Annotated in this window: 5 protein-coding genes and 1 pseudogene; 5 read left to right on the forward strand and 1 reads right to left on the reverse strand. The window is 60.4% G+C overall.

The genetic code is table 11. The annotated features are described in order from the left end of the window. The first annotated feature begins 34 nt into the window (after window positions 1–34). From AC1DE4_RS15390 to eglC, 4 genes are all read left to right on the forward strand, one after another. Window positions 35–853, forward strand: coding sequence for a hypothetical protein (locus AC1DE4_RS15390; protein ID WP_477881967.1), 819 nt, complete (start codon window positions 35–37; stop codon window positions 851–853). Between the two features lie 650 nt (window positions 854–1,503). Continuing rightward, complete coding sequence (locus AC1DE4_RS15395; RefSeq protein ID WP_477881969.1) at window positions 1,504–3,255, forward strand: type I secretion system permease/ATPase; 1,752 nt, start codon at window positions 1,504–1,506, stop codon at window positions 3,253–3,255. After that, window positions 3,252–4,556, forward strand: coding sequence for an HlyD family type I secretion periplasmic adaptor subunit (locus AC1DE4_RS15400; RefSeq protein ID WP_477881971.1), 1,305 nt, complete (start codon window positions 3,252–3,254; stop codon window positions 4,554–4,556). The genes AC1DE4_RS15395 and AC1DE4_RS15400 overlap by 4 nt, the downstream gene beginning before the upstream one ends. Before the next feature lie 56 nt (window positions 4,557–4,612). Next, window positions 4,613–6,049, forward strand: coding sequence for an endo-1,3-1,4-beta-glycanase EglC (gene eglC / locus AC1DE4_RS15405; RefSeq protein ID WP_477881973.1), 1,437 nt, complete (start codon window positions 4,613–4,615; stop codon window positions 6,047–6,049). An 81-nt stretch (window positions 6,050–6,130) separates the two neighbouring features. Here the strand turns inward: eglC and AC1DE4_RS15410 are convergent, their stop codons facing one another. Then, a complete protein-coding gene (locus tag AC1DE4_RS15410) occupies window positions 6,131–6,898 on the reverse strand; it encodes a FadR/GntR family transcriptional regulator (RefSeq protein ID WP_025660573.1) in 768 nt (255 codons plus the stop codon). Between the two features lie 236 nt (window positions 6,899–7,134). On the opposite strand from AC1DE4_RS15410, the pseudogene AC1DE4_RS15415 reads away from it, so the two are divergent. Further along, window positions 7,135–7,502 (forward strand): annotated as a pseudogene (locus AC1DE4_RS15415) (5-dehydro-4-deoxy-D-glucuronate isomerase); the annotation flags it as partial.

Here is a 7,502-nt window from a genome sequence, read left to right on the forward strand (position 1 = left end):
TAGAGTGTACAGTAGGCTGATCAGAAGGATATTAATGGAAAGTGGCGCCGTCATTGGCATAGACGTGGGATGCTCGCCGACACGGCGCTCCAGCGCCATTTGTCGGCTTGAGTGGTCGTTAACGACCATTTCGTGGGAGGGTGCGCGCTTCCGGGCTGTCGAACCCGAGCGAGAGCAAACGATCGCGACGTTGGCTGTCGGACGCCCCATTCTCGCGGCAGCCTTTGATGGTCCTATCCGTCGCGGCTTTGAGATCATAGGTCGCTACCGTACAGCGGAGCGGATGCTGACGCGCCGGCTTCGTCCGCTGATCGGTAAGCCTGGTCAATCAAGCGCACCTGTTGGCAGACTACTCAACCATCACGCCAACGAGTGTGTTCGCCATCTCGTCAAGCATGCCGATCTACATGCGGCGGGGCACGGCATTGCCATCGATGACAGGGCGGTTGTCGAAGCGTTTCCGAGTTCGTTCCTTGGGATGATGATTGCGGACCCGGTCCATCTTGCGGCGCGGCGGGGCGATCGGTCCGACACCTTGTTCCAGCATCTCACGGCTGAGGGCGTCCTAAGCGCGCTGATGGCGCATTGTCTTCCAGGCCGGCAGTTGTCGCGAGACATTGGCAAGGTCGTCAATCACGATGACAGGGCCGCGCTCATCTGCGCGCTGTCGGCTCTTTGTGTGGCCGTAGGGGACTTCGTCGCGGTGGGGGATGATGACGGATGGATCATCCTACCACCGCGGAGCTTCATAGAGCCCACGCAGTTGGCTTTGCTTGAAGCCAACGCGCAAGATCAGGGCGCGAGCTCGTTATTCATCGGGACGAACAGTGAGGCGCGAATACACCAGGTCTAGTGACGATGTCCAAGAATACCGATGCTGACACGCTCACGAATGGCGCTGTGGTTGAATTCGTCCCGGACTGTCAGGGTCCGCCAGGGATCTGACTTGGATTCCTCACGAATGAATTGTCGCCGCCCCAGATTTGACCTCGATTGCGCACAAGCGAATTGTTCCCGCCCCAAATCTGATCCGGATTGTTTATGACAGAGTTCAGCCGCTCTAGACTAGTGTCGCTGGATTTGTCCAATCGATTGGTGCCCGCACTTGCTACTACCAGTCAGATGCATAGCGCAGATCATTTGAACGTGGATCGTACCCGGTGAGACTTGCGGAGCCTTCGAGCACGCGGCTGGAAACGCAAATCCGGACACAAATTGCAACCGGGATCTTATATAAGTCATAAAATGCCCTCACAAGTACTGCCGAATCGCTCAGCAATCGCGCTGTCGCGGTTCGAAAGAAGACAGTCATTCGACGACGTGACTGGAACACGACTTCGCGCTTAACGCCTGATTTGGCGACTTAGCGCGGAATGAAGAGACGCCGCTGTTTGCGGTCGTCATTCGGTCTCTTTTGCCTCAGTCTAGGCAAGCGATCTCGATTTCTCGACCACCGAAGGCCTCGGCTATGGTGTGTCTGCGCTACGACCACAAGGAGTCCATTTGTCTGAAACCGGATCCCTCTCGCAGCCGCGACCCTTCTTTGGGCTCTTCTCGTCGTTGCGTGTTGGCGCTCTGGGGCTTGGTGTAACCAGTTGCCTCGTCAATATCCTGGCGCTCAGTGGCTCGTTCTTCATGCTCCAGGTCTATGACCGCGTCATTCCCAGCCGCAGCCTGCCGACCCTCGTCGGTCTGGTCATCATCGTTGTGTCCCTCTTTGCGTTCCAATGGCTTCTGGATCTCACGCGATCCCTGCTTCTCGGGCAGATCGGACGGGCGGTGGATGAGCGGTTCTCAGGGCCGGCCTTCCTCTCAGTCGCGCTGTCGGCATCGCGCAAGCCGGCGCCGGGAGACGGTCTGCAGACGATCCGCGATATCGATACAGTGCGTGGATTTCTGTCCGGCCCTGGCCCGGGAGCGTTGTTCGACCTGCCCTGGATGCCCTTCTACCTCGCCCTCTGCTTCCTGTTTCATCACTGGATTGGCCTCACGGCCGTGGCTGGCGCGCTTCTCTTGACGGGGCTGGCGCTGCTTGCGGAGCTGAAGTCACGCGGTCCGACGAGGGAGACGGCCACCATCCTTTCTGAGCGAATGGCTTTCGCCGAAACCGCGAGGCGCAATTCAGAAGCGGTCGTCGCAATGGGCTTTGGTGGGACGCTCTCGGCGCGCTGGGCCGAAGTCAACCGGCGCCACCTCGACAGTCACTTGCGCACGGCCACTTTCGTCAACTCGCTTTCAACCCTGTCGCGCTCCGCGCGCATGTTGCTGCAGTCCGCCGTGCTGGCCGTGGGCGCCATACTCGTCATTCGACAGGAAGCAACTGGCGGCATCATGATTGCGAGCTCCATTCTCGTGAGCCGCGCGCTCGCCCCGATCGAGCTTGCCATCGCGCACTGGCGAGGATTTGCGGCTGCCCGCCAGGCGTGGTCGCGCCTCGACCGCGAGGTCGAGCTCTCCGACGGGCGGCAGCGAGACGTCGCGCTACCGGCGGCGCGGCAATCACTGGCCGTGGAGAACCTTCATCTGGGAGCTCCGGGCTCGAAGATGCCGATCATTCGCGGGCTGTCCTTCGAGGTTAGCGCGGGTGAGGCAGTTGGCATCGTCGGTCCGAGCGCCTCGGGCAAGTCTTCGCTGGCGCGGGGCATCGTCGGCCTATGGCCGGCTCTTGCAGGGGATATCAGGCTGGACGGAGCGTCGCTTTCACAATGGACGGCGGAAGCACTCGGCCGCAACATCGGTTACCTGCCGCAGGACGTGTCGCTGTTCGACGGAACCATCGCCGACAACATTGCCCGGTTCGATCCGGAGGCCTCTTCGGAGTTGATCATCGCCGCCGCCAGGGCCGCGGGTGTCTACGATATGATCGTGAGCTTTGCCGATGGCTTCGATACGCGGATCGGCGAGCAGGGCAGAACCCTGTCCGCGGGCCAGCGGCAACGCATCGGGTTGGCAAGGGCCCTCTACGCGGATCCGTTCCTCGTTGTGCTCGACGAGCCGAATTCCAATCTCGATGTTCAGGGCGAGCTGGCACTCTCGCAGGCGATCGAGTCCGTTCGGTCGCGGCAAGGGGTGGTGTTGATCATCGCTCACCGGGCGAGCGCGCTTTCCGCGGTCGACAAGGTGCTTGTTCTCGAGGGCGGTCGGGGCAAAGCGTTCGGCGCGAGGAACGATGTTCTCAAGACGGGACCAAAGTCAGTCGCTGCCACCGGTTCCTTCGTCCGACCGCTTCGCGCCGGCGGGGAGTTGTCGTCATGACCGGGGCTGTGACATCGACGGAACGAGCAATCCGCCGACTTACGTTGCTTGCCCTTGCAACAGCTGCCCTGCTCGTCGGGGTTCTTGGCGGGCTTGCCTCGGCGATCCGTATAAACGGCGCGGTGATTGCCCAGGGGACACTGGTCGTCGACAGCTATGTGAAGCCGGTGCAGCACCAGAAGGGCGGCACTGTGGGACAGGTCTTCGTCCGCAACGGCGATCACGTCGCGGCTGGCCAAATCCTCGTTCATCTCGACGACACCCAGACGAAAGCGAATCTTGCGATCGTATCGCGGCGGCTGCGAGAGCTTGCAGCGCGATCAGCCAGGCTTTCTGCAGAACGCGACGGCGCGAACGCCATTCTTTTTCCAGCGGTCGTCAGAGATGCCGATGCCACTCAGGCTACCGCCCTCATGAGCTCCGAGCTGCGGCTGTTTGATGACCGTCGCGCATCGCTCAGTGGAAGGACAGCGCAACTGCGCGAGCGCGTCCGTCAGCTCGACCAGCAGGCCGAAGGACTGTCGGCCCAGCAGGAGGGCAAGCGTCGCGCCATCGGCATCATTGGCAAGGAGCTTGCAAGCCTGGAGCCGCTGCTTCGGCAGGGAGTTATTCCCGCAACCCGCGTCTACACCCTGCAACGTGATGCGGCCGATTTGACGGGAGAACTTGGCAGCCTCGTTGCCTCGACCGCGGAAATCAAAGGAAAAATCGCCGAAACGGAGTTGCAGATTATCCAGGTGGGTGACGATCACAGAAGCGAGGTGTCCGAACAGCTGAGGCAGGCGGAGGGCGACAGTGGCGAATACGCCGAGCGGCGCGTTGCGATAGAGGACGAGCTACGACACGTCGACATAAGGGCGCCGCAAGACGGCATCGTCCATCAACTTGCTGTCCATGCGCGCGGTGCCGTGATCACGCCAGGCGAGGCCGTCATGCAGATCGTGCCCGATCACGACATGCTCACGCCCGAGCTGAAATTGTCGCCACAGGACGTCGACCAGGTCGCAGTCGGCAAGGAGGTCAGCCTGCGGTTCTCGGCGTTCAGCTACAGGACAACACCGGAATTGAAGGGACGCGTTGCATCTGTCTCCGCTGACCTGACAACGGATACGCATTCCGGCCAATCCTACTACACGCTGCGGGTCGCGGTGCCCGAGAGCGAATGGCAAAGGCTTGGCAAGCTGGCACCGGTTGCCGGGATGCCCGTCGAAGCCTTCATCGAGACGGGCGAGCGCACGGCGCTCGGTTATCTCGCAAAGCCGTTTACGGACCAGCTGGTCCGTGCATTTCGGGAGGAATGACGACAGCCGTCGGAGGAGGAGACCATGAGAAGCACGAAAACCCGAAGGAGTTGATAATGGCAAAATCAATACAAAATGCTGTCGGCCAACCGCTGTTCTACAGTGGCGCCTCGACCGCATGGTTCTCCGCAACCGGTTCCGGCCCTGTGCTGAATGGCACGTCCGGCAACGACTCCATATGGGGCGACAGTTCCGTCAACGTGACCATGCACGGCGGAACCGGCGATGACATCTACTATCTCTATTCCGCCATCAACCGTGCTGCGGAAGAGCCCGGCGGTGGAACCGACACCATCAACACCTGGATGAGCTATACGCTTCCCGAGAATTTCGAGAACCTGACTGTGACGGGCGCCGGGCGCTATGCTTTCGGCAACGCCCAGGACAACATCATCTCCGGAGCCTCGGGAAGCCAGACGATCGACGGCGGTGCCGGCAACGACGTGTTGATCGGCGGAGGCGGAGCCGACACATTCCTGGTCACCAAGGGCCACGGGAGTGATCTGATTGTCGATTTCAGTAGCGACGATACGGTGCGCCTGAACAGCTACGGGCTTTCGTCCTTCGAGCAGGTGCTGGCTCATACGACTCAGGAGGGCGCCAATCTGCGGCTGGATCTCGGTGGCGGTGAGAGCCTCGTCTTTGCCAATACCGAGGTGTCGGATCTGCAGGCGAGCCAGTTTCAACTGACGCTCGACCGCTCGAAGCTGGCGCTGAGCTTCGATGACGAATTCAACAGCCTGTCCTTGCGCAGTGGCGACCAGGGCACGTGGGATGCCAAGTTCTGGTGGGCGCCGGACCGCGGCAGCCCGTTGACCGGGAACGGTGAGCTGCAGTGGTACATCAACCCGTCCTACGCACCGACTGCAGCGGCAAATCCATTCTCTGTGAGCAACGGCGTATTGACGATTTCTGCAGAACCCGCCTCGCAGGCGATCCAGGCGCAGATCAACGGCTACGACTACACATCTGGTCTCCTGAACACCCATTCGTCCTTCGCCCAGACCTATGGCTATTTCGAAATTCGTGCCGATATGCCGACGGAACAGGGCGTCTGGCCGGCCTTCTGGCTCCTCCCGGAGGACGGCTCCTGGCCACCAGAACTCGACGTCGTCGAGATGCGCGGTCAGGAGCCGAACGTTGTCAATGCCACAGTCCACAGCGACCATGGCGGCGCACATACGATGACGTCCTTTCCGGTCAAGGTGGCAAGTACCGAAGGCTTCCACAACTACGGCGTCCTCTGGGACGAGGATCACATCACCTGGTACTTCGATGACGTCGCAGTCGCGCAGACGGATACACCCGAGGACATGCACAATCCCATGTACATGCTGGTCAACCTCGCTGTCGGCGGTACGGCTGGAGCGCCGTCCAACGGTCTTACGAACGGATCGGAAATGCACATCGACTATATCAGGGCCTACACCCTGGCGGACAGCCCATTGCACGCTGCCACCGAAGCCACTGCGAGCAACGATTGGCACATCTGACGAGGTGAAAGCCAAGCGGGGATGAGGTCGGAGGGTCATGATGGCGCCAGTCACCCCAGGCCCTTTGAGCATCGTTATCCGTTAGCTTGCTTCGACGATGCTTTGATATCGCGTGCGCCGATCCCTCAGGCGTTCGCGATATCGCTCCTGGCTTGCAGACAGATGAGCGCGCATGGCGTCGCGCGCACCGGTAGCGTCGCCTGCAGAAATTGCATTGAGGATGGCAAGATGTTCCCGCTGCAATCCGGCTTGGTAGCTGACCGAGAGAACCTCTTCGGTGGCGTAAGGAGAGGTGACGTCACAAGGGATGGTTCGCGCCCCTAGCGCGTCGAGGACTTCAACATAGAAAGGGTTGTTGGTTGCCTCGGCGATGGATCGGTGGAACGCAAAGTCGGCCTGGCCGGTGGGCTTGCCAAGCTGCAGGAGCCGATCGAACTCGAAAAAGCTCTCCTGAATCTGCGCCTCCTGCGAGGCGTTTCTGCGGGTGGCGGCCAGCGCTGCACCTTCAGCCTCAAGCGCGATGCGAACTTCAAGCACGTTCAGGGCGTGCGATATGTTGCTTGATCGGTCCTGTCTTATGATCGGAGCGGACGACTGGTGACCAATCACGAAGATGCCTGCCCCTTGTCGCGTTTCCAGCAACCCATCGGCCGAGAGAGCCGCGATCGCCTCGCGAATGACGGTCCTGCTGACGTCGAAGGATTCTGCGAGTTGGGCCTCCGTCGGCAACTTCTGTCCGACGGAGATCTGGCCTGAAAGGAAGTCCTGGCGGAGGGAGTCGGCGATCCGTTCAGAGAGCTTCTGTCGTCGTGGTGGACCACCATCGACCGGAGGAGGAATTGCGTTCAAGGGTGTTGTCGCCTCTGCAAATGATGTCCGAGCATACCGCCAGTGCTCCATTAAGACAACAATTGTGGATGTTATCATACAAAATTGCGGAGTCCGAGCCGATCGACGGCAATTCCTTATAATTCAGACCTTTTGACATCCCTCAGGCTGTCGACAGTTGATCGGAATGAAGCGATTGCGGTTGCTCAAGTATGATCAATATGTATGATGACTTTGAAAAGACATTGGGAGGCAACGTGACTCACACTGACTACACCAATCGCTTCGCGATTGATCCGCGGGCCGCAGCGGGATTTGGGACCGCCGAGCTTCGCGAAAACTTCTTGCTGCCGCCGCTCTTCGTGGCTGGCCGCATCCAGCTTCACTACACCAATTACGACCGGATGATCGTCGGTGGTGCCATGCCGACTTCCGCGCCGCTTTCACTGGAAACGATCAAGCCTGCCGGGACCGATACGCTTCTGGCCCGGCGCGAGCTGATCGCTGTCAATATTGGTGGTGCCGGCATCGTCGTCGTCGATGGCGAAGAGTTTCAGGCCGGTACCCGCGACATGGTCTATGCCGGCATGGGGGCTTCGGTGACATTCCGGTCCGTATCGGCCGA

The sequence above is a fragment of the Rhizobium sp. 10N414 genome (genome assembly GCF_056394785.1).

Coding starts and splice junctions, on each gene's coding strand:
- AC1DE4_RS15390 (WP_477881967.1), top strand. CDS start 35: ATGGAAAGTGGCGCCGTCATTGGCATAGACGTGGGATGCTCGCCGACA.
- eglC (WP_477881973.1), top strand. CDS start 4,613: ATGGCAAAATCAATACAAAATGCTGTCGGCCAACCGCTGTTCTACAGT.
- AC1DE4_RS15400 (WP_477881971.1), top strand. CDS start 3,252: ATGACCGGGGCTGTGACATCGACGGAACGAGCAATCCGCCGACTTACG.